Raw genomic sequence first — 21323 nt, 5'->3', positions numbered from 1 at the left:
TTTCAGCCCTCCAGTATTTTTTCTAAGCTAGCAAGAAGTTTTTTCTGCGAATCGCAGGCTTTGTTCCACCCGTCAGCGAATTCATCGCCCGGCAAATATCCGGAACATTTTTCAAGGTCGTCAATAAAGAGATCCTTACCGGCAAAATTACACCAGGAACCATGATCATTGCCATCATCAAGAGCGAACTTAAGGTCCGCTAAACTTTCAAATTTCTTAGAAATCAGTTCAATAGGCAAAACTTTCTTCCAGCATTCGACAAACGCCTTTCTGTAAATTTTGCCCAGAAGTTCAGTCGCGGCATTCGCATCAAGTTTCATTTGAACAAGTTTCGACTCGAAATCTTCTTCATCCATTTCATTTCCTGCAGCCACGAAAAGGCTCACCTTCTTCATCTTTCCAGATGCAAGCAAACCCAATGCCGCAATATAGGGTTTCAAGTATTTTCCTATAGATACGGAATTACCAAGTTCAACGATTACGCATTCGGTTTCATCGGCTTTCGAAACGAATAGCAGCGGAAGATTTCCCTGCAAGATAAACTCTCTATTAGAATCGACATGGATACTTTCGTTCAATTCCACCGAGAGGCATTTCATCTTGTCCTTCGGGAAGAATTTTTCCAGCTGCCCGTTTATCGCAGTCGCCTTCATACAGATTTCTTCGACGACTCCCAAGCCAAATTCACCGGCGGGGATCCGTCCCTGGTCTTTGAGGCTACTGAAATACATATCAGTCGAGGAATAGTCCATATCCATTCCCCTCTGGATAAATACCGAGGTCTTCACAAATTCGCTTCGGTCCAAATTATTCAGGCTAACAGGTTCCACATACTGTTCAGTCGGATCATCGCCGTTCTTGTCGAGACGCAACATGCGACCAACATAGAACTGGAACGGATCGTTCAGATAGTTCTTCAACTGCGACATGGAAACCTTATCTGGATAGCTAGACGAATCGTCTGCCGGCTTCGCGGAGACATTCCCTGAAACCTGAGATTCAGAACGATCTGTGTTCTCCCCCGATTCCTCTATCTTACGCAAACAGTTGATCGACTCGAGATACCTGCGTCCTCGCCTCGTGAAAATCTGTTCCTTGCTACGGGTCTCATCAAGCGGAATTGATTCCGTCTTCAAGGGTTCCACCGCTTTTCCTTCGGAATCATACGCCTTTGCAAAACCCGACACAAAATTCTTGAGGTCGCTAATAACCGGCGACGGATAGATTTCGCTGTCCTTGGCTAGATTCACATTCTGGTAACTGATATGGAATCCATCCGAGGTGCACATCAGCTGGCACAGGAATGCATAACGGTTTCGACTAATACTCGAATCGTCTCCGGGCCATGGGCGAACCAATTTACGCAAGTCAAGAGTGTTGTAGGAATCAACCGTTGGGAAATGATCCGCATCTGCACCCAGGAAGAACAAATGCTTTACTGGAATAACTCTATTGGGCGCAAATTTCATGAACGAAATTCCGTTCACAAAAAGGTTTCCAAAGCTAAATTCCGAAACAGTTGCCACCTTGAGAATGCTTGCCTTCACAACCTCTAGGGGAATTTCCTTTTCGCCAGCATAGAAGAAATACTTCAGACGATTTAGAGTTTTGCAGACTTCCTTATAAGCGGCACTCTCACCGACCAATTCGCCAGACGGATTTTTCATCCTAGCCCACACACTGATCATTTCGAACAATGCGGAAACATCTTCCTGAGAAAGATTCTCGCCAAAGGCGCATGTCCATTTTTCAAGGTCGTCGACGACCTGCACGAACTTCAGCAAAATCGAATCGTTGGAACTATCCATATCCGCGTATGGAGTGCATACACCTTCCGGAAGTTCAAGCGGCTTCGATGTCAATCGTGCCAGCAGCATACGCTTTGTCGCCATAAGCCAAGGAGCCTTACCGAACTCCTGCTCAGGCCTATCACGATAGACATTCATTTCGACAATCCACTTTTCCCATACGGCAACCATATCCGGAGTAATGCCTCGGGTTTCCTGAACAACCGGATTTGAAACTAGGCCGAAAAAGTCGGGGCGAGAAACAGAACCATTTCTTCTCACACGGAAAAGCGTCTCTAGCAATGCCCCCACCAGGGAATCCTTAGAAATGGAATCCACAATCGTATACGGAATATGGACAATCGTCTTGTCACCATTCTCGGCAGCAGTCTTCGCCTGATCAAAAATCTGATAAATGTAAGGACTGTATTCCTGCAAATTTGGCGACACGACTAAGATATCCTTCGCATCCACCCCCTGCAAAAGCAGCTTACAAATAGACGAATGCAACGCTTCCACTTCGCGAAGCTTGCTGGGTGCGGCGGTCACCGAAATCGACTCGTCCTTTGCATCCTTTAGGAATACGCCGTCTTCAAGCTCCTCTTCATCGAACTTATTCGTGCGATTTGCAACTAGATATTGGACAGCATGCAAAAGACTGTCGGGCGAATCCATTTTCTTATCGAGCAGTTGCAAGTGCTCGTTCTCTGCAAAATCACATGAAGAATAGTCATCCGTAAGACACCAAAGTTTGATGTTATCGCGACCAGCCTTTCCCCAATTACGAAGAAGTGCATTCTCATTTTCGGCAACGGTATCCTCCGTTTCAGTCACAGCGTCGCCATCTTCGGTCATTTTAACCCTCGGAACGATGGCGGAAGTATCCAAATCTTCCCAGAACTCCATGCAGGGATTCTGGACATACGCGTAGACCTCATGCTGCTTCGCAAATTCGCGCAACACAACGCGATAGAACTGCCCCATGCCGGACAGCCCCAAAATATAGACCGGAGCATTCGATTTGTAGTTAAACTGAGGTACTCCCGCAGAATCAAGGCAGGACTTATAAAGAAACGGAAGCGTAAGGTACTTGACCCTTTTTTCGGGCTCCGATTCGCTATCGGCATTTTCGAACACCTGCGTCAACAGGGACTTTGCATCGACATTGTGGAATATCTTAGAGTAGAGGGTTCGCTCCCACGCTTCGTTTTCTACCGGTTCAAACTTTTCGTTCTTTGTGCGCTTCACAAAGAAATCCTTCAGCGAGCCTCCCGACTTGAGCAAGTCCTCGGACCAGCAGTCAAGAATTCCCTTGGCCACTTTTCCATCGGCACCTAGAACATACTGATTGGGACGACTCGTCTCGTATTCAAGAAACAAGCCCGCCAATCGGCTAGCAAAGTCGAAAAGTCTTCCCGCATCGAGTTTTCCGCCGGATGTTAGGAACTTGGCAACCTGACCACTCTCGTCAATCGACTCATAGCTATATTTGCCGTTTTCGTCCCGATGCAACAAATACGCCATAACGACATTCGAAAGCATTTCCGACGAGAGTTTTTGCAGACGACTATCCTTTCCCACCAGAATATCGAACAAGAACCTGTCAATGGTGCTCTTGTTCAGGTTGGCGAGCACACCCTTCTTCTTCATCCAGCGGAGGCGGAACCACTGTTCAAGTTTCGGGTCCGGGAATATCACGACCGGGGCGTTGAACGGGTCTTTCCATTCTTCTGAGATGGCTTCTATCATCTCGTCGGCGAGATGTTCCAGATTCAATGCAAATTTCAAGTGTAGCATAGTGTGAATATATAAATGTTTAGTTTTTATAGCCCCATGGTGCGGCCCTCGCGACCATCTTTATAGGCAAGTTCCGACTTGAGCGCATTGAGGACGGTGTCCGCGGTGAGTTCGCTCTCGTCGTAGAAGCGGAGCGAGGCGTATGCAGCGTTGAAGTCGCCCGGAGTGAGCATGCGCAGGCTATGCGCCGCCTCGGGCATTTCGACCTTCGGGAAGAATCCCTTCCACAAAGCCTCGATGCCTTCGGGCTTCAGGTAACCGAACTTCACCTTCAGCGCAAAGCGCCTGCGGGAGGCCGTATCGAGTTCCCCCTCGAAGTTCGTCGCCGCAATGAAGATTCCCTTGAAGTTCTCCATCTGGGTGAGCATCTCGTTCACCTGCGTCACCTCCCAGTTGCGGGCGGCACCGCTGCGGTCGCGAATCATGCTGTCCGCCTCGTCCAAGAAGAGAATCGCCTTCTTCTCTTCCGCTTCCTTGAACATCTTGCGGATTGCCTTCTCGGTATTGCCCACATAGCAGTCAAGCAGGTCGCTCGCCTTCTTGATGATGAGCTTGCGGTCAAGAGTGCGGGCGATGTGCTTCGCGAATTCCGTCTTGCCGGTACCGGGCGCCCCGTAAAGCAGCATGTTCAGGCTATCGGCGCGGTCGCCCTTCTGCATGTTCTTCCACTTCGCATCGAACGCGCTCATCACCTTTAGGATTTTCGGCATGTCCGCGTCGGTGTTGATGGCATCGAGCAGGTAGCGCGGCGCTCGGCTTTCCTTGTCGCGGTTCGCGTATTCCATATCCAGATTCAGCAGGTTCGCCTGCGCCTCCGCGATGGTGCGGATGCTCTCCAGCGGGTCCACCTTGCAGCCCGACTCCAGCAACTTCTTGGTGCCGGCAATCGCCTGCGTAATGCCGCCCGCCGTAATCTGGAACTCCGAAGCAAAGCGCTTCAGTTCCTCTTCCGAGATAATCGCGCCTGCACCCTGTTCGCTCACCACGGACTGCCACACCTGTTCGCGCTTTTCGACATCGGGGCGTTCGAAACGCACGGAGTAGTCGAACCTGCGCAGCGTGCTGTTCTCGATATAGCCAATGTTGTTCGAAATCCAGATGACCGGAATCTTGATCTGTTCCAGGAAGAAGTTCAGCGCACCCTTCTCGCAGCAGTTGAGAATCATGTCGGATTCATCCACCAGGAGAATCGCCTTCTTCTTCTGGTACTTGGTGGCGGCATACAGGATACTCCCCATGCGGCTACGCACCACCGAGTTTTCCTTGCTGTCGCGATGCACGCCCTCGGTGCTGATGTTGGTGAGCACCAGCGGGCGCTTGAGTTCCTTCGCAATCGCCTTCGCGAGTTCAGTCTTGCCGGTACCCTCGACCCCGTAGAAGAAAATGTTCAGACCCTCGCCCACCTTCGCGTGCTTGATCATGTCGAAAGCCATTTCCACCTTCGGATTCTTGCGGCAGAGTTTCTTGTACGGCACGCAACCGCCCTCGTAAACCCTGAAGTAGAGGCTGTCCAGGTCATTGCCCGAATGCCCGTCCAGGAACATCCCGATCCGCTTGGAAATATCGAGGTCCTCGTCCAGGATACCCATCTGCTTGAGGGTGCCCTTGTTCGAAACCAGGTTCTCGAAATCCACATCTGGGTAAAGCTGCGGGAAAACATCCGGGAGCGCCGCCCCGCGGAACCTGCGGGAACCAATCATGTCCAGGAGCGAACTGCACTGTTCCTTGTTGAAGAAAATCCACGAGAACAGCACGATTTCCATCTCGGCATCGCTCAGGTTGAACGCATTCTGCACAATGTTCAGGCGCCGGAAATACCCGTCGTCCACGCCGCAATTTTCCTCGAGAACCTTCTCGAGCTCGCGGGCAACGCTCTCGTAAAACACCTTCTGCGAGGAGGTGTCGAAAATGCCCTCGCCGCACAGGTAGTTGCGCACGAAATCGGCAATCTCCTTGACGGAACACGACCTGTCGATTACATCGTTAAAGCGCACCACCGCCATTTGACGCCTCTGGTAAGCAACGCTCGTCTCCTCGCTGCTTTCGTCGCAGCGGAGCCTCTTTCCGGCGTAACTCCCGTTCACCTCCTTCACGAACCGCTTCCTGGCGGCGCCGGTGATGCAGTCCTCTTCGGCGTTGAGCCTCTCAAAATGCTCCGAAAGGTCCTTCAGCACGCGCGAAGCGGCCTCCTTCGTGAAAATCGCGATGCAGTCATCCGCATCCGGCATGCTCTTGGAGGCGCGCATCATGCGAATCCAATACTCATAACTTTTAAGCGTTATGAAGTCTAAAGAAATTTTCTTATTGGATTGTTCTGCATGCAACGAGCGCAAAACACCTTTAAAATATCCCTTTTTCACAACACCTCCTTATTAGCGACGCATAATACATCTATATATCGCTATTTAAATTAAAATCGTAAAGATGATATTTTAAATATAGGAGCACTATGCGACAAATATAGTCGCTTATTTTACACGATCAACCACCAACTGAATACGTAATTATTTGTCGCATAAAACAATTATATTGTTATAGGAAACAATAAATTTCGTTAAAAAAGGGAAATTGCAAATGGCGGCACACCATTCTCAAGTCGATTTCATTCTCGGGACGAAAGCAGATATTGATAGACTTTACAACCTGCTTAAGGATTTGCCGGACAGTTTTGACTATTCCGACACCGTGATGAAAACTTTTCCAGGTGAAGTAGGCTACTTTGACGCGAATAGGATTACTTATGGCAACGCCGCCAAAAAGAGTATCGAATTTAAGGATTTATACTTTTTGTCCATTCCCAGTTTTAGCTTTAAGGGACATGGTTGGGATTCTCTCCAATTTTTGCATGCAAACAAGATTAACTACCGATGGCTAGTAGAGGCCGCTTGCAACGACGAAGACCCCAGTGAAACTTTCTGGACTGTTCACAACAACGATACCAGCCAGCAAGAAACCGCCACTACTTACGATGAAGAAATGATGACCTTTCTAAACGGCAGAAAGCCGCTCCCTCCTGACGACCCCAGGCTGCATGTACAGCTCAGCGACTTCGTCAAGGATGGGATTCGGATTTTTGAGATGTGTACGGCTAAGTGAGGAAGTGATTATTACTTTCTCTTAAATATGGCGGGGTTATCATTTTCTGCAGATCTTCTTGCCGTCTCTATTATAGGTTTTGATTTCTCAGCAAGCTTGTGCTCGTTTTCCATATAATTCAGAATTCGGAAATATGTTTTTCCTTCATTCCTTTTTTGTTTCTCGTTTATAAGACCGCGTTCAAATGTATTTAAATCACCGCCTTTTAAATAAATTGGTTGAACATACAGTTCCCTTATAAACTCCACTATTTTATCTTCAGGTTTGGCACATTTATAATATCGCATTAAACTACCGATTGTTTTTCGCAATGTAGAATAGCGAACCTTCCCCTTAATATGTTTTTTTACAACTCTAACCCGCAAATTTGTTGTTTTTCCAACCGCAGCCTTACCAACATAAATACAATAGTACCTTTCTTTGCCACTATCAAAAAATTCAAGTTCCGGTTCAATTTTTTCAAACTCAAGTTCCGGACATTTAAAATGATTTATAATTTTATCGAGTTCATTCCATTTCGCCCACCACTTATAACACCCAGCTTCTGTATCTATGTATTTAGAATTCTCTTCTAGTTTAGGAACAAGAATCGGCTGTTCTTTTTCACTGTACTTTTTAAGGATGATTTTTCCGCTCATATTTTACTCCTTTGTTGAAATCCTGAAATATTCCCAAATGCGGACCATGGACAATGTGTCCAGTTTGCAGTATTCAAGAGACGCCCTGCGAATAGCTTCCGTGTGTAGCTTATTAAAGCGACCTGCTTGCAACAACACATAATCCAATTTGCTAATACCACCTTTATTGATTTGCTTATTAGCATTCCAGACATCCGAATCATCAAAGTCGGCAGGGAACTCGTCCTTGTTGACTTCGGCGGCAAACACCTCCAAGGAGGGCAAATTGTGATAGGGATCCATATCGTCACCATACTTTTCACGGAAATACGGATCGCTCTGCAGAATAGCGGGCATCACCCGCTTAATAGAGTTTGACGATCCCATGCTCGGATGATAGAAATATTTCTGAGCAATTACCTTCAAATCCTTCATATCTCGGGAACCCGCCACAAAAGAATTCTTACAACTTCCTGTGGGATGCGTAATACTTTCTATAAAGCGAATCAGTTCATCTTTATCCGCTTCATTAGAATTGATCAACTGTTCTCGAATAGCATTGAGAATATTATTTTCATGAATATCGTAGCGGAAAATATCGCCATTATCTTTTTCCAATTGACGCTTTAATTCACGAACGAATTCAAAGTTCGGGAATTTACCAGGCTCAAGAGAAATATATTCCCCAGCATGCTTATAAGTACCATCTTCATAGGCGATATGGTGCGAGAACTGATAGGCAATTTCTTCGTTAGGGTGATATCCCTTAAATAGCGGAACAGCTCCCTGATAAGTTTCAAAATCGATAAAATGAAGCGGATACGTCCACTTAATTTCCTTTGCCGCCGCTTTCAGGAATATCGGTTCGTTACTCCCTGTCTTTGTGCTATGCACATGCAGGTAACGGAGGTCATTATTCGATAGTTCCGCACGCTTTTGGAAGGCCTCAGGCGTTGCGTTTTCGGCAGGAACATATTCGTTTTCATCAATATCGGACAGAAGGAATTTCTTTTTTTCAACCCAAATATTCTTAAGGCTTGCGGGCAAGCCTCCATTTCCTATTCCGCCTTTAGTTTCATTAATTAGAACCTTCCCGGCTATATCAACCCCAAACAGATCCTGAAAACATTCGGCACGACCATCTTGTTTTTGTTTATCTTCTTTGCATTTTGCTATGGTTCCGTCTTCTCTCTTTTCATACCTAACATAGTATGGGCATTTATTAAAACATTTTGCACTAAAGCGGCAGTTGCTATAATCCTTGTGATTGTTGACATACATACCTGCCACTTTTTCAACGAATTTTACAAAGCAGCCGTCAAAGAAATCATCTGCTATATTTCGGATTTCATCTGCGATAATCTTATCGCTGATTTCATCGACATCAATAATACGATCAATACGACTTTTGTCTTGCAATTTTTCGCGAATATCAGGAGCGCATTCTATTTCACAATGGTCGCCTTCAAGGAATTTTATTTGCAAAAGGGAGTTCAGCGAATCTACATCGCACACAGCATCGGAATTTACAAGCATCAGACTAGCATGCACTTTAAGACGCGAGAATTCTTTATGGGTCTTAATGAATTGCTGAATTACATATTTCTGGAAGGTCACATCCAGAATTTTGTCAATGTATTTGGAAGAGAATTCTCCATTTTTGTCAAACTCATATAACAGTTCATCAGCGCCAATGCACTTGGACTTGACTTCGATTATTTCAAGTTCGTCACCTCGCTTGTGGAGGATGTCCACATAGACTAGGTATTTGTCCGTCGCAATGGCCGCTTCTCCGATATCTACGTTTTCTTCTCGCAAAAGCTTTAGTGTATCCGCAATTGATTTTGCTTGCGCCTCAATCGGATTCGCGCCACCTCTTTGAATGATATTCTCGTTAGGAACATCCTCGTAAACGCAGGCAAGTGCGCCAAACTGATCACCTACTTCGGCAATGCCATCCGGACCTTCATAGTGATAGGCATACTCTTTGCTGTTTCGGTAATAATACGCCCGCATCGGGCATTCTACGGCATGGTTAAAAGCGGATTTGGTGAAAAGTTTGGGCATTTCCGATCCTTTCTTAGATTACTAACAAATAATAATGGAAACTTGTATCTTTTATTTGATTCCACTTTATTCGGCGTTCTTTAGTTATCTCAAAATATGGGGGAATTTTACTTTTTGTCCCTTTTTTCACGTTTATTGGATTTTTAATCTTTCCCAGAATAGGGGTTGGAGAGTCACCCCTAAAATATTGATATATTCCGTCATTTTTGATTTTCTCTTTCCAAAAGCCATCCCCCTTCGTCTTGCCCTCGCCCTTTGCCAAATCAGAGACCAAAGTTAAACAAAATGTTTTATTGAATTTAGTCTCAGACTTGACTTCTTCCATAAACTTAATGTCTTCCACAAATTGATACATTCTTTTGGGGATGGCACCATTAGTCGGGAATTTTAATTCTATTGCATACTTTTGTGATTTTTTGTCAAGGCCATTGAAAACAACGATGTCCATTTCAGATTTTACAAACCCGCTACCGCCAAAATATTCAATATTCTTTTCAAACTGAATTTTAAAACCTTCTTTTTCAAGTTTTTTTCTCAAGAAGATTCCTAATTCGTGCTGTAAAGAGAATTCATTATAAACATCACCATCATCAATTTTATCAATTTTTTTCTTAAAGAGGGATGAATTCATAAATTCATCAATGAATTGCTTGATATCGTCATCTTGAACCATTTTTTTCTCCTGTCTTTACTTTTGGATCATTCCCCATTCCTACCCCTAATATATACTGATTTTTACAAAAAACGGAGAAAAAATTATTTCCCGTAATTCTCCATCAGGTATTCTGCGTACTCCCTGAGCCATTTGCGTAGAGAAACGGGCTTTATGACGCGGGCGGCATCCGTAAAAGAAACTATCCAATTGAACAGGAGCTTGTTTACTTCGGCTTTCAGTTTCACCGTAACCTTTCCGTTTTTCGGCTTGCCGATTCGCATGGAGCGGTTAAACGGATTTTCGTCGAGATAGAGGATTGTCCGGCTCTTGAACTCAATCTCTATATCTTCAAGTTTCGGCTCCTGGCTCCCCATGAACGCTGCTCCAGACACCACCTGCCTGCGAAGTTTATCAAGAATCTTCGGCTCTTCAACAAATGTTTCTTTTGAAAGCTTGACTTCATTGATTCGGCGGAACTTAAGCGTATAGGTCTCGCCACCCTGCCGTTGGCAACCTACATAGAGGTCGTCTTCGTAGATGATGATCATCAGTGGAATTCGGGTCGATTGTCTTTCACCTTCTTCCGTCTTGTAGGTCACATCAATTTTGCGATGTTCGTGAATGGCCTGCAAAATAATCCGGATTTTTTCGCTGGAGTCTTCTTCAAAATCCGGAGGTGCCCCCATAAAAAGAATTTTGGTGTTCAGCGCATCACCGAGTAACTGAAGGGATTTTTGTTCGCTGTGCGGCAGACTTTTTTCGATGCGCTCCAGAAGCTGTGTGATAATTTCGCTAGTAGCCGGATAAATATTCGCGATGCGTTTCAGGAACACGAAATGCAGCATCGTGTTTTCGAAGTTTGGGAACAGAAGCCTTTCTGCGTTGCGGAGCGCCGAAGTATAGTAAGCCGTGCGCCCCACCGTTTCTACGGCAATGTAGCGTCCGCCATCCATCTCCGAGAGGAACCGCATATCACGCTGAACGTTGCGGCGTTCACCTTCGGGGATTTCAAACGAAGTCATTAGGTCGCTAACGGTAAATTTCTTGTCGGGATTCGAAATCACCTTCGCAAAGAGTTGCACCGTCCTTTCGCCACGGGTCATGTCTGCCATATTTTCTCCTGAATTTGTTTTCCATAAATATATATAAAACATGACAAATAGCGTCGCATGATTTCATTTATTTCTTATTTAAACTTTTCTCAATTTCAACACGGGCAACTTGAGCGCCAGCTGGTCTCGCTCATTTTTCAAGCTGCGAAGATGTTCCTCGACCTGACTTTTTAGCAAGGGAGCCTGCTTGCAAAACATTTCTGTCAGAACATTACGAAGTTCTTGACCATTGTCCCGAACAATCGCATCATCCGCTTTCGCCAATAGGCTTTGCAACGCCTCCACGTCACTGGCACAAAAGCCGATCCACAGGACACACTCGCCCCCTGCCGGTGGGAAAAGTTTCCGAATTTTCCTAAAAGCACCAAGCATGTCCCGATTTTTTTCTTCTAAATCGTCTTTATTTTGCAATAAGAATACAATTTCGTCTTCTTTTTCGGCGAACATCTCACCATAATCGCGAGAAATCAACTTATGCAACTTTTTCATTGCATTGATAGTCCTGCTATATAATTCCTTCGCAATGATTGACGCCTTGGAGTCATCCTCAATACCATCAAGATCAGGACCGCTCGTCGATACGGCATCGTGATCAATCTCCATACCGTCGGACCAACAATAAGACAACAGTCCAAGGTGAGCCTTACGTAACATTGCGCGTTTGCCCTCAAAAACCACCAGTTCTTTCTGAACGGCAATAATGTCATCTTTTATCTGCTTAAGTGTTCGCATATGAAATTTCACTCCTTTATGGAAACAACTATTGACGCATATCGCGATTTTAAACAACCCGCACCATTTCTGCAATATCCATACAACGATAAAGCGTATTTTGGTAATTTCCCTCAAAATGACAGTGATAATGCCCGTAAAACCACAAGGCGGGCTTGACTTGTGACAGGACATAATCCAAATACTTGCGGGATTCGACGAGTTTCAGCCAAGTTTCATCTCGCACATAATCCGCCTGTAGGAGGGGCGGATCAAACGAAAACGGCGCCTCGTGCGACACTACGATATCAACAGCAGTGGGAAGGTCTTCGACAATCTGCACAGGAGCCTCATTCGGCCACCAAACACGTTTTGAGGAGCCAAATTTGATTAGAGAATCGTTTACCATCCGCCGCGACTTGCGACTCAGCGAGTCAACCAAGTCAATGTCTTCAGAAACTGCCCCACCAACAGGATAAATTCTCTTGCCGCATAACTCGACAATGCTGTGATCCGGCAAAAAATGAAGTCGGTCGAAATCGTGCTTACCATCGAAAAACGCGGGGTTGTCGTGATTACCGCGAATCGTGTATATACAAATATCATTTTTCTCTAGAGCCGCACGCACCTTGCCGTAGGCAACGTCCATCGATTTCGGGCGACCGAAGCCTACACCAAAATCACCGACAACCAGGATATCGGCGCACGATATCCCGCGATTCACCGCATTCCGGACAAGCCCAGACAATTCGCCGTGAATGTCCCCGCAAATCCACAGTTGTCGTTTGTTGTGCATGATTACCCCATCAGATTCACCACGATTTTAACCATCATTTCCATGTCTTCGGGGTGGCTCTCCGCAATCATCAGTGTCATGGTCACGAGCGTCGCGTCGGCAATTCGCTTGGAACCGTCATCCTTATACAAGATGCCGTTGTTCAGCAAAAACCACAGAAAGAGCGTTGCCGCGATGCGTTTGTTGCCGTCGCTGAACGAATGGTTCTTCGTGACGAGATAGAGGAGCATCGCCGCTTTTTGTTCCACGCTCGGGTAAAGCTCCACACCGCCGAAGGTCTGGTAAATCTGCCCGATGCTGCTCTTGAACGAGTCATCCTTCTCGTGGGCAAACAGCTCGCTACCGCCAAACTTCTCCTTGAGCCCCTGAATTGCCGCCATCGCGCTCTCGTAAGTCGCATGGAACTTTTCCACATTGGCAGACTTGCGCAGCACAAGCCGCTGATGGTCGTAATCGTCCAGCGTATCCAGCGCAAAAGCGTAATCCGTCACCACGTCAATAAGTGAAAGGGTATCGTTGTTCATAAGAGCCTCTTTTTGTAAAGTTCGTCAAGGAAATCATCGTAAATATACACATACTATCCGACAACTACTGTCGCATAAAAGCTACTTTAAAAAAAATTTTGTGCTAGAGTGACAAACGACAATATTTGTCGTATGCAGAAGATATTTTTAGAAATCCAGCAGGATCCGAATATGAGAAAGTCAGAAATAGCATTCGTTAGGGATATGGAGAGTCCGAAAATCAGCAACATGTTACAGTCTGATATAACCTTCGTAAACTTTGAAAAGCGTCGCTATATCAACGCAGCCCCAACAAACATACAGGAACTCGACATTCTGTACAAGGATGGTTACAGAGCCATTGATACGGCGCTGGCGGATACCATTATGCGGCTTAACAGCATAGATGGCTGCAGGACTCGTTATTGCTGTTCTGGACACCCCGGCAGATTTGGTGAAGGGTATATCGTATTTGAGGAAATCCCAGAGACGCTAACGGAACAGATCGGCAAACTCACATACTGGAAACATGATGCAAGCTGGGAAAAGGGAACAAGCCCCGATGCCGACCATCCTCCTTTAATCCGTTGGGGAATGAACGGCGTCGCGCACACTAGCGCAACCACATGGCTTAAGGCACTGCTTGAACTTGCCGAAATGGAATGTTTGCCCCAACGCAATTCGTTTGACGAATATCGAATCGAAAGTACGTATAAAGGCCGCTCTCCGCGCAAGCAAGAAATCAGGCTCGTATATCCTGTAACGTTGAAGAAATGAAATCAGCCGGATTACGACAGGCTATAACTTGCTTTTATTTTCGCGGAAAAACATCAAATAAGATGTCCCGAGAGCATCGGCTAATTTCTTTGACATGAGCATAGAAATGGGTCTGGCGCCACGTTCAAGCGAATTGTAATTCTGTTTTGCGAGACCAACCTTTTTGGCCAATTGCGCCTGGGTAAGCCCCGCATTTACCCGCATTATTTTCAGCACTTTTGCGGGGTTCATCCTCTTCTTCGCTTTTTTGTACCAACCCAATTCTTCCACCGGCTCAAGCGCATCATCGTCTTCATCGATACGGACGGAATCAGGGAAAAGCACCTTGGGTCCATTTCAACGATGTCGCTATACGAATAAAGGCTCCATTCGTGAGTGTCCAACAGGTGACAAGTGTTTTTTGAAAGAGGAAGCCTAAACCGTTTCCCGCTTGAACTCTTCGGCGGTGGCGTCTGGACCATCCCACCAAAGTTTATTCGAATCGTCGTAAAGCATTTTCGCCGTATTCGATTCCATAAAATCTACAAGGACATCTTCGGGAGACCTCTGGGTTTCCTTTGCGATTTTCTCGACCGCCATAAGCGCCGTCAAGTCCATGGAAAACAAAATTTTGTCGTTTGCCATAGACTACCTCAAAATCACCCGCTCGGATTTCACAAACCGGAGTTTAGAAAGGGCTGCCATACTCCTGAAACAGAACTGGTCCTGCAGGCGTTCGGGCAACAAAAGGCTTATGCACATGTTGTCGGCCTGTTCGCTCCCCATGGGGCCAAAAACATTTCCCATGTAAGCAAGAATCGTTGCGTTGGTATCGTCATTCGCAATCTTGCCCGACACAACATCGTAGTCAGCCATCTCTTTGCGAATATCGATGAATGCGCTACTCCTGCGGTGAGCGACAATGCAGTGAAGCCAGGCGACATCAGCGGTATCGAAATAAAAGCAATTCAGTCCGGCCGCATCCGTCACCGAAAAAGACGAAACAAAGCCAAAGCGCTCATTCTCAGAAATCAGCCCGCGGTTTTTGGCCTTTGCCGCAGAAATCTTCGCGAAGTTTTCCGCCTGAATTTTAGAAGATGTGAGATAGAATCCTCTACCAAAATCCTTAAATTTCGCACACCTGTCCAAATCCGGTTTTTCCACGGCGCAATAGCTTCCGTGATAGAGAATCAGTCCTGTTTCCAGCTGCTTCATAAATCAGCCCCCTTCGCCTTGAGGTAAGCCTTGACATCTTCAAAAACAGCCTCGTCGCCTTCTACATGGAAAATGCCAAAACATTCGCGGATATACCTGAGGACATCGAACTTCTTGAAAAGCTCCGCAGTAGCCTTCAATGTCAGGCAAAACCGTTCCGAGGCCATCCTCAGAATCCGAATCTGCATAAAGAGTATCTGCTGCTGTTCCGGCATACCAACAATTTATAAAAAAGAGGACTGCGTATCATATTTTTTTTCTAAAATCGCTCTTTTATCACATTTTCACCCATCATTTCAAGTCCAAGACAGGGCGGAGCGCGGCGCCCCAATAGTACACGGCACGCATAAAGCTCCCCAGCCGCTTTGGAGCGCTCGCGTTTATGGGGAAATATTCCTTCTCGTTCAGGGCTTCTACGCTGTAGTATTTATCCTTGTCGTAGCAGAGAACCTCGTCGCGGAGGCTTTCCGCAATCGAGGGGCAGCACTCTTCCGGCGACATCTGGATTTTTACGGCGTGCATGCGCTCCGCGACCGTTTGCATGTTGTGCTCGAAGGTCGCCGATTCATGCGTATTAAATACAACATAACGGCAGTCCCCTGCAATCTTCTTTACGGCGTACCCCAGATGGTTCATGCAAAGTTCAAAACGGGTAAGGTTGAACATGGGGGTAAGCTTCTTTTCCGATTCAGGCAACTCCACCAACGCGAACTGCTGTACCCTGAGCCACTCAAGAGTCGCCTCGTAGGTTTCGTCTTTTCCGAGGCCATTGTGCATATAGTACGCACGCTTCCGGAATTCCAAAAATTCATCCACGTTCTCTTCAGAAAGCATCTTCCGCATTTTTTCGTCCAGCCCATCCACAAGCGCATCGATCTGAGCGATGGCATCGAATACCGCCGACGGTTCCTGTAGCGGAAGGCTCGAATTTACCTGGACTAGATAGTAATAGCCGGTGTCATCCGTCGTCTTGGAATATTGCGAGAATTCGGGCGCACGGGCGCCCGCGCGTTCCATGAAGATGTAGCTATCCACCTCCAATTTCGCAGCCAACGCCTTGGCGATTTCCGCCGACGCGACAACACAAACAAGGCAATCGCCGCGCTCACCCTCGACAAGCCTGCACGGGAAGAAATTCTCCTGCATTTCATTCTCTTGCGGGAACTTTCCCTTCTTGACGGCAAACACCGCCATGTTCAGGCCGCTACCCGAAATGGGCGCTCCGCCCGCCTGGCCATAGTCAGGCAAGGTCATCTTGTGCGATTCGCAGAGCAGGCGTGTCATAGCATCCAGTTCACGGTGCATTTCCTTCCGATCCCTGCGTTTCCCGGCACCCTGCAGCTGGTCGATTGCGAAGTGCAGCTTGCGGATATTCCATGGTTTGATTTTGCATTGTTCCATTTTATCCTCCTTATATTTCATCATCGTGAAGCAAGCTGGAATTCCTTCAGCTTCAGTTCGTTGATCATAGTTTCAAGATTGCAGGGTTCTCCATCGTCACGCAATTTGAGCCCCGCTTTTCTCCATTTCGCATCTTTTCCTTCGGCAGCATTCTTTTCGTATGCGACCTCGGCAAGGGTCCACTTGGCGATAATGCTTTTTACGACCTTTTCGATATCCCTCTCGTGCCCTATGCTCATCAGGCCACAATAACCGCCAAAGCTACGGTTCTTGACGAGGATTTCTTTTTTGCACTTGGGGCAAATCGCAGTCGCCACCGATCCTCCCGAAAGGGGCGAACCCGAGAACGAGCGGATGACCGCCGTGTCGCCGCACTTGCATTCCACCTTGAACTGTTCGTTGTCCCAGATTTCGAGGAGCGAGGAAAGCTTGAGGCCGATGCTGACGAGGGTGCCGGCGAAGTTAAAATGCCTTACAGCGGACAGGTGTCCCACATAAAGCCCGCCACCCTTGATTGCGTATTGTACATCGATATTCGCGTACCGCGGGGTTGCGATAATTTCGTCCCGGTGCCGCAGAATCAGGTCCAGGTTATTGTAAAGCAACGCGCACTTGCGTTCAGAACGTCTTTTCTGGAGGGCGTTCAGTTCATCCTGCTCCCTGTTTTCCTGGTGCATCTCGTCGCTCGTGAGCTTGAGCCTAGCCGCCTCCCGCTTGCAAAAATCAACGAAACTTTCGCGATTGTCGTCCGAATGTATTGTCGCCATAAAAACTCCTGTCAAAGGCGTTGAGTTTGCGCAGCAAAGCCGCCTTGCCTGCTGCATTATATTATCGCTTGTTTATGCATAAATGTAAATATACGCACAAATCTAAAGCGTAATATACAAACCCCATGCGACAAATACTGTCTCGATTTTGTCATTTTTTTAGGGATTTTCGCAAAAAAAACGAAAATCCTGCTTTTTCAGCAGGATTTTGCTGTTTTTACTTGCATTTATCTCTCTAGATTTATAGAGTTGTCTTTGAATTTAGTTTTAATTCCTTTTATTTAGAGAATTAACAAATTCTAGAACGGAAGTTCGTCCACAGATTCCGTTTTCGCCTGCTTGAGCCCGCGGCAGAGTGCCACGGCGTACTTTTTCTGGACAGGGAACGAGGGCGGGAGTACATAGGCCGCATCGCCAAAACGATCGCAAAATTCGGAGGGAGCGTTTTCGACGAACAATTTTCTTGATGTTGTTTTCGGCATCGCGCAATGTCTCGAAATACCCGACCTTCGTTTGCCAAGTGAGGGCGCAGGGGCCAGCGCAGCGGCTCCATCTTTCTTTGTAGACCTGGTAAGCACGCCTTTCACAGGGCGCGAACTCGTAAACTTCCAGGACGAAAATGTTTTTTGTCTGTTCTGCTTGTTTTTTCATGGAGATTCCTTGACTTATAAGGCAAATATACAACGGGAATGCGACAATTAAAGACGCATATAGCGATGATTGCTTTAAGCCCCCTGTTGCCGAAGATTTTTCACCTTATCCTATCATAAATCTTGACAAAAACCTCCCACGAAACGATAATATTTATGGAAACGAAAAGGAGTTTTTTATGGATGAAAACGATAGATACCAATGCATTATTTGCAATTATATATATGATCCGGAGTACGGAGACCCGGATGCCAGCGCAGACGCCTTGCCGGGAACATCGTTCCAAGACTTACCCGACTATTGGGTATGTCCTCACTGCGGAGCAGAGAAAGAAGATTTCGAGAATATTGACTAAACTGGTTAAAAGAATTCTTTAATGCGAGCAATGAAAGTTTCTTCCATCACACGCATATAATTAGAGAACTCCTTAAAAGAGTCAACTTTTGAACATATCGGTAATGCGATTATGTCAATCTTCCCGCCATACCCTAAGGCCGTTTTTCCCCTACCGGTATCTTTTGAAAACTTCAGAGAGTTCGCTACATCGACATTGCAACTCTCGTAAAGGGATATCAATATGGAATTGCTTGCTTTTAATGTATGCATATAGGCTAGCATTTGGAACAGGTCGTTGCGCTGGAAATGGAAGTTCGTACCGCCCGCTGTTTCGACAGACTCTTCATCACCATCTATTTTTTCTTCATTTACTGTATATAATTGCTTGTATTTTGCGTCAAGGACAAATCCATTACAATCCCCAATGGTGTTTGAATTCCTGGAATCTTTCCTATAGAAATCTGGATAATAAATACCGCCATTTTCAAATATTTTAACGCCATTTTCCCTGTCGCGATTATTTGAATGAACCAAATCTATTTTATGATCTTCAAACACCTTTGCCAAATATTCTTCCCACAAGGACGCCCCATCAAAAAGAATTCCAGCAATCGGATTATTGGTGTCAGCTCCATACCCCATTTTTTTATGGCACAAAATAGCAAGGCATAACTTGCGCAAAGGCTCGTATGCTGTATAATAGGGATGCGTTATCGGTTTTAGATTTTGGGCGATAATCTGATGCCTAGAATTTCTATTGTAACTCACGGTCGAGGCAACGATGTCATTTACATTGTCTCTCGTATCTCCGTTATTTTCGAAAACACAACTGCCATATTGTAAGCTGCGAATATATTCAATAGTATGGCGAACAAGCTGAGTCACCTTGTTGTCGGTCGTGTATTCGCGGGTATGATAAGCAATTTTCCCGTTAAAGGGCGTATTGAAACGAATGTGTTTTGCGACATCAACTGGTCCACGGACATTGACATCGTTGTAGCTCCTAGTCACGTAGGCGCGATAAATTCCCTGACGACAAGCGGCATTCAGGTAACCAGGAAATAAATAAAAGAGAAAGTCAAAGAAATCGTCTTGTTCAGAATCCGTTTCTTGCGGAACAATGGCAACGTTGCAGACCCTCTGAAGCATGTAGTGCAGGAAATAATTTTTCCCGCTACTGTCAAATCGAGATGTTATCCGCATTTGCACATCATCACCCAAGCGGAAAAAGCCCATGACGTTTCCCGTCAAGAATGAAGGTTTTGCAAAATTTTCGCCTACGGACTTGAAGATATAATCTTTATCCTCGAGTTCTTTTCTTGCGGATTTAGAAGGGAACACAAGGAAATTGCCGAATTTCTTTTTCTCGGAAAGTCCTTTGAGAGAAATTCCGCTGAATCCTTTCAGCAATTTCTGTTGTTTTTCGTCAAGCGAGGTTTCTGCACTTACAGCTTCATCCCACGGGACAGCCTTGTACTGATTATCCTTTATAGAAATAATCATAACTATTCCTGAGATTCACTAGATTCCGAGGCAATCCCAATATCGTACGCTCTCTTTAGACCTTCTATTTTTTCTTCAACTTTGTCCATGCCACGAAGGTATTCCCTCAACAAGCCTTCTATATGATTTGTCCAAAGTTGTTCGAAGTCGCCTTCGCCTTTGTAATTGTTCAATTTAAGAAAATACGCTGGACCAATATGGTATGCAGAAGAAAGACCAGGAATTTTTTTAATGGCGCTGTTAAGGCGAGTCATCCGTTTGTCAGCTTCATCATAGGACGAGCCCAGTTCTTTTAACATATCTGAACGTTCAGAAGCTGTAATTTCTTTAAACGCGAACCTGCGACGCATGGCGAAATCCATACTTTCGACACTGCGATCAATATCGTTCATCGTGCCGATAATATAAACATTTTCGGGGACAAAGAAGTGACCGAAGTTTTTGTCGGCTATTCCCAAGGCGGTGTCAAATTCATTTGCTCCATCTTGAAGGTTCGCGTATTGTGTCCTGATTTTACCTTCTTTTCCTCGATATCCTGGATCAATAGAGAAGAATAGCTCGCCAAAAATTTTTGACATTTCACCACGGTTAATTTCATCAATGATGAAAACATAATCGTTTTTTTCATCACGGAGTGCTTTTTGGCAGAATTGCTTAAATACGCCGTCCTTTAACTCGAAAACGATGTCTGTTGAACCCTCTTTTTTAACAGGACGCAGTCCTTCTACAAAATCAGTATAGTCGTAAGATTGATGAAATTGGACAAAACCACACTGTTCGTTGAATTGCTTTTTCAATGCGTCAAATCTTTCTTTATCTTCAATCGCAACCTCAGATTCTTTTTTGTTAATCAGAGCTCTATCCTCTGCATTGAAAATCAAATCCTTGGCAATTTCTTTGGCTAAGTAAGTTTTACCAGTGCCCGGAGCGCCATGAAGAATGATGTTGTGATTGTTGAGAAGCAATTTTACATACGGATTTTCATTTTCAATCATTTTATTTTCCTTGATGACGGATGGGACGGATTCATCATTACTTGAATTTTTACTTTTCTTGATATACCCAAGAATTTTATCTCCATAGTTCTTTTCAAATTCAATCATTTTTTCTACAGCGTCTTTCGCAGTCTTTTCAAGATTACCATAGTCATAGGAAATTTTGGCATATTTTATAGCGCAATGAGGCATAGAACGCCTCTTGGTGCTTATTGACTCCAAGAATTCATCATTTGCAATTAATGTGTCAAATCTAGCTCTTTCAGGACGTTCGATCATGTCTTCACAATGAAACCCAACTTCAACTTCATTTGTCATCGGAGCAAATTCATAATGATATTTTTTATATCCCCATTCGCTTCCACCATCATTAGTTTTGTATTGAACGCAAGAAGAATCTGTAACTAAGCATACCAATTGGGTTTCTGATTTACGCCTTTCCATTTCTTTTTTTATTTCTTCTAGCAGTTTTGCCTTTTGTTGATCATTCAATGCCATTTTATCTCCTTGATAGATTCATCACTTTTTATTTAAATATATACATATTTTTCGACTATT

20 protein-coding genes and 1 pseudogene are annotated in these 21323 nt (G+C 45.4%); 3 read left to right on the top strand and 18 right to left on the bottom strand.

Translation table 11 applies throughout. The features are described from left to right. Positions 1-2: 2 nt before the first annotated feature. Entirely contained in the window at positions 3-3584 is a 3582-nt protein-coding gene (locus ACKI61_RS04405; RefSeq protein WP_407456567.1) for an exodeoxyribonuclease V subunit gamma, read from the bottom strand. Between the two features lie 26 nt (positions 3585-3610). Continuing rightward, the gene (locus tag ACKI61_RS04400) at positions 3611-5944 is read right to left on the bottom strand and encodes an AAA family ATPase (RefSeq protein ID WP_407456566.1); all 2334 of its coding nucleotides are present in this window, start codon (positions 5942-5944) and stop codon (positions 3611-3613) included. A 214-nt stretch (positions 5945-6158) separates the two neighbouring features. On the opposite strand from ACKI61_RS04400, the gene ACKI61_RS04395 reads away from it, so the two are divergent. Continuing rightward, a complete protein-coding gene (locus tag ACKI61_RS04395; RefSeq protein ID WP_407456565.1) occupies positions 6159-6680 on the top strand; it encodes a hypothetical protein in 522 nt (173 codons plus the stop codon). 11 nt (positions 6681-6691) lie between these two features. On the opposite strand, the gene ACKI61_RS04390 is transcribed toward ACKI61_RS04395, so the two are convergent. The 7 genes and pseudogenes from ACKI61_RS04390 to ACKI61_RS04360 all read right to left on the bottom strand — a co-directional run. Further along, on the bottom strand, positions 6692-7318 hold the full coding sequence (locus ACKI61_RS04390; RefSeq protein ID WP_407456564.1) for a GIY-YIG nuclease family protein: 627 nt from the start codon (positions 7316-7318) through the stop codon (positions 6692-6694). Between the two features lie 3 nt (positions 7319-7321). Further along, positions 7322-9364: a DUF2779 domain-containing protein gene (locus ACKI61_RS04385; protein WP_407456563.1), complete on the bottom strand. Its 2043-nt coding sequence runs from the start codon at positions 9362-9364 to the stop codon at positions 7322-7324. Between the two features lie 13 nt (positions 9365-9377). Next, positions 9378-10037: a hypothetical protein gene (locus tag ACKI61_RS04380; RefSeq protein ID WP_407456562.1), complete on the bottom strand. Its 660-nt coding sequence runs from the start codon at positions 10035-10037 to the stop codon at positions 9378-9380. An 83-nt stretch (positions 10038-10120) separates the two neighbouring features. After that, the gene (locus tag ACKI61_RS04375) at positions 10121-11131 is read right to left on the bottom strand and encodes a helix-turn-helix transcriptional regulator (protein WP_407456561.1); all 1011 of its coding nucleotides are present in this window, start codon (positions 11129-11131) and stop codon (positions 10121-10123) included. Positions 11132-11209: 78 nt separating this feature from the next. Beyond that, a complete protein-coding gene (locus ACKI61_RS04370) occupies positions 11210-11863 on the bottom strand; it encodes a hypothetical protein (RefSeq protein ID WP_407456560.1) in 654 nt (217 codons plus the stop codon). A gap of 49 nt (positions 11864-11912) precedes the next feature. Beyond that, the gene (locus tag ACKI61_RS04365) at positions 11913-12638 is read right to left on the bottom strand and encodes a metallophosphoesterase (RefSeq protein ID WP_407456559.1); all 726 of its coding nucleotides are present in this window, start codon (positions 12636-12638) and stop codon (positions 11913-11915) included. A 2-nt stretch (positions 12639-12640) separates the two neighbouring features. Next, positions 12641-13141: pseudogene (locus ACKI61_RS04360) on the bottom strand (type II toxin-antitoxin system death-on-curing family toxin); the annotation flags it as partial. Positions 13142-13294: 153 nt separating this feature from the next. Here ACKI61_RS04360 and ACKI61_RS04355 point away from each other — a divergent pair. Next, positions 13295-13918 carry a hypothetical protein gene (locus ACKI61_RS04355; protein WP_407456558.1) on the top strand — a complete coding sequence of 208 codons (624 nt, stop codon included), beginning with the start codon at positions 13295-13297 and terminating at the stop codon, positions 13916-13918. Positions 13919-13939: 21 nt separating this feature from the next. Here ACKI61_RS04355 and ACKI61_RS04350 read toward each other — a convergent pair whose 3' ends face one another. The 7 genes from ACKI61_RS04350 to ACKI61_RS04320 all read right to left on the bottom strand — a co-directional run bounded on the left by ACKI61_RS04350 (position 13940) and on the right by ACKI61_RS04320 (position 17762). Further along, positions 13940-14242: a helix-turn-helix transcriptional regulator gene (locus ACKI61_RS04350; RefSeq protein WP_407456557.1), complete on the bottom strand. Its 303-nt coding sequence runs from the start codon at positions 14240-14242 to the stop codon at positions 13940-13942. 90 nt (positions 14243-14332) lie between these two features. Continuing rightward, positions 14333-14542: a hypothetical protein gene (locus tag ACKI61_RS04345; RefSeq protein WP_100425943.1), complete on the bottom strand. Its 210-nt coding sequence runs from the start codon at positions 14540-14542 to the stop codon at positions 14333-14335. 3 nt (positions 14543-14545) lie between these two features. Beyond that, a complete protein-coding gene (locus ACKI61_RS04340) occupies positions 14546-15112 on the bottom strand; it encodes a DUF3990 domain-containing protein (RefSeq protein ID WP_407456556.1) in 567 nt (188 codons plus the stop codon). Next, on the bottom strand, positions 15109-15327 hold the full coding sequence (locus ACKI61_RS04335) for a DUF3791 domain-containing protein (protein WP_072979441.1): 219 nt from the start codon (positions 15325-15327) through the stop codon (positions 15109-15111). The genes ACKI61_RS04340 and ACKI61_RS04335 overlap by 4 nt, the downstream gene beginning before the upstream one ends. A gap of 76 nt (positions 15328-15403) precedes the next feature. Then, a complete protein-coding gene (locus ACKI61_RS04330; RefSeq protein ID WP_407456555.1) occupies positions 15404-16513 on the bottom strand; it encodes a hypothetical protein in 1110 nt (369 codons plus the stop codon). 20 nt (positions 16514-16533) lie between these two features. Then, on the bottom strand, positions 16534-17280 hold the full coding sequence (locus ACKI61_RS04325) for a hypothetical protein (RefSeq protein ID WP_407456554.1): 747 nt from the start codon (positions 17278-17280) through the stop codon (positions 16534-16536). Positions 17281-17579: 299 nt separating this feature from the next. After that, entirely contained in the window at positions 17580-17762 is a 183-nt protein-coding gene (locus ACKI61_RS04320; protein ID WP_407456553.1) for a hypothetical protein, read from the bottom strand. 347 nt (positions 17763-18109) lie between these two features. Between ACKI61_RS04320 and ACKI61_RS04315 the strand changes: the two genes are divergently transcribed. Further along, the gene (locus ACKI61_RS04315) at positions 18110-18286 is read left to right on the top strand and encodes a rubredoxin (protein WP_407456552.1); all 177 of its coding nucleotides are present in this window, start codon (positions 18110-18112) and stop codon (positions 18284-18286) included. Between the two features lie 5 nt (positions 18287-18291). On the opposite strand, the gene ACKI61_RS04310 is transcribed toward ACKI61_RS04315, so the two are convergent. Beyond that, positions 18292-19770 carry a 5-methylcytosine restriction system specificity protein McrC gene (locus ACKI61_RS04310; RefSeq protein WP_407456551.1) on the bottom strand — a complete coding sequence of 493 codons (1479 nt, stop codon included), beginning with the start codon at positions 19768-19770 and terminating at the stop codon, positions 18292-18294. A 2-nt stretch (positions 19771-19772) separates the two neighbouring features. Further along, positions 19773-21263 carry an McrB family protein gene (locus ACKI61_RS04305; RefSeq protein WP_407456550.1) on the bottom strand — a complete coding sequence of 497 codons (1491 nt, stop codon included), beginning with the start codon at positions 21261-21263 and terminating at the stop codon, positions 19773-19775. Positions 21264-21323 lie beyond the last annotated feature (60 nt).

The organism is Fibrobacter sp. (assembly GCF_045601785.1).
Taxonomy (GTDB): domain Bacteria; phylum Fibrobacterota; class Fibrobacteria; order Fibrobacterales; family Fibrobacteraceae; genus Fibrobacter.
Note: the sequence above shows the minus strand (reverse complement) of the source record. Positions and strands in the feature narration are given on the sequence as shown.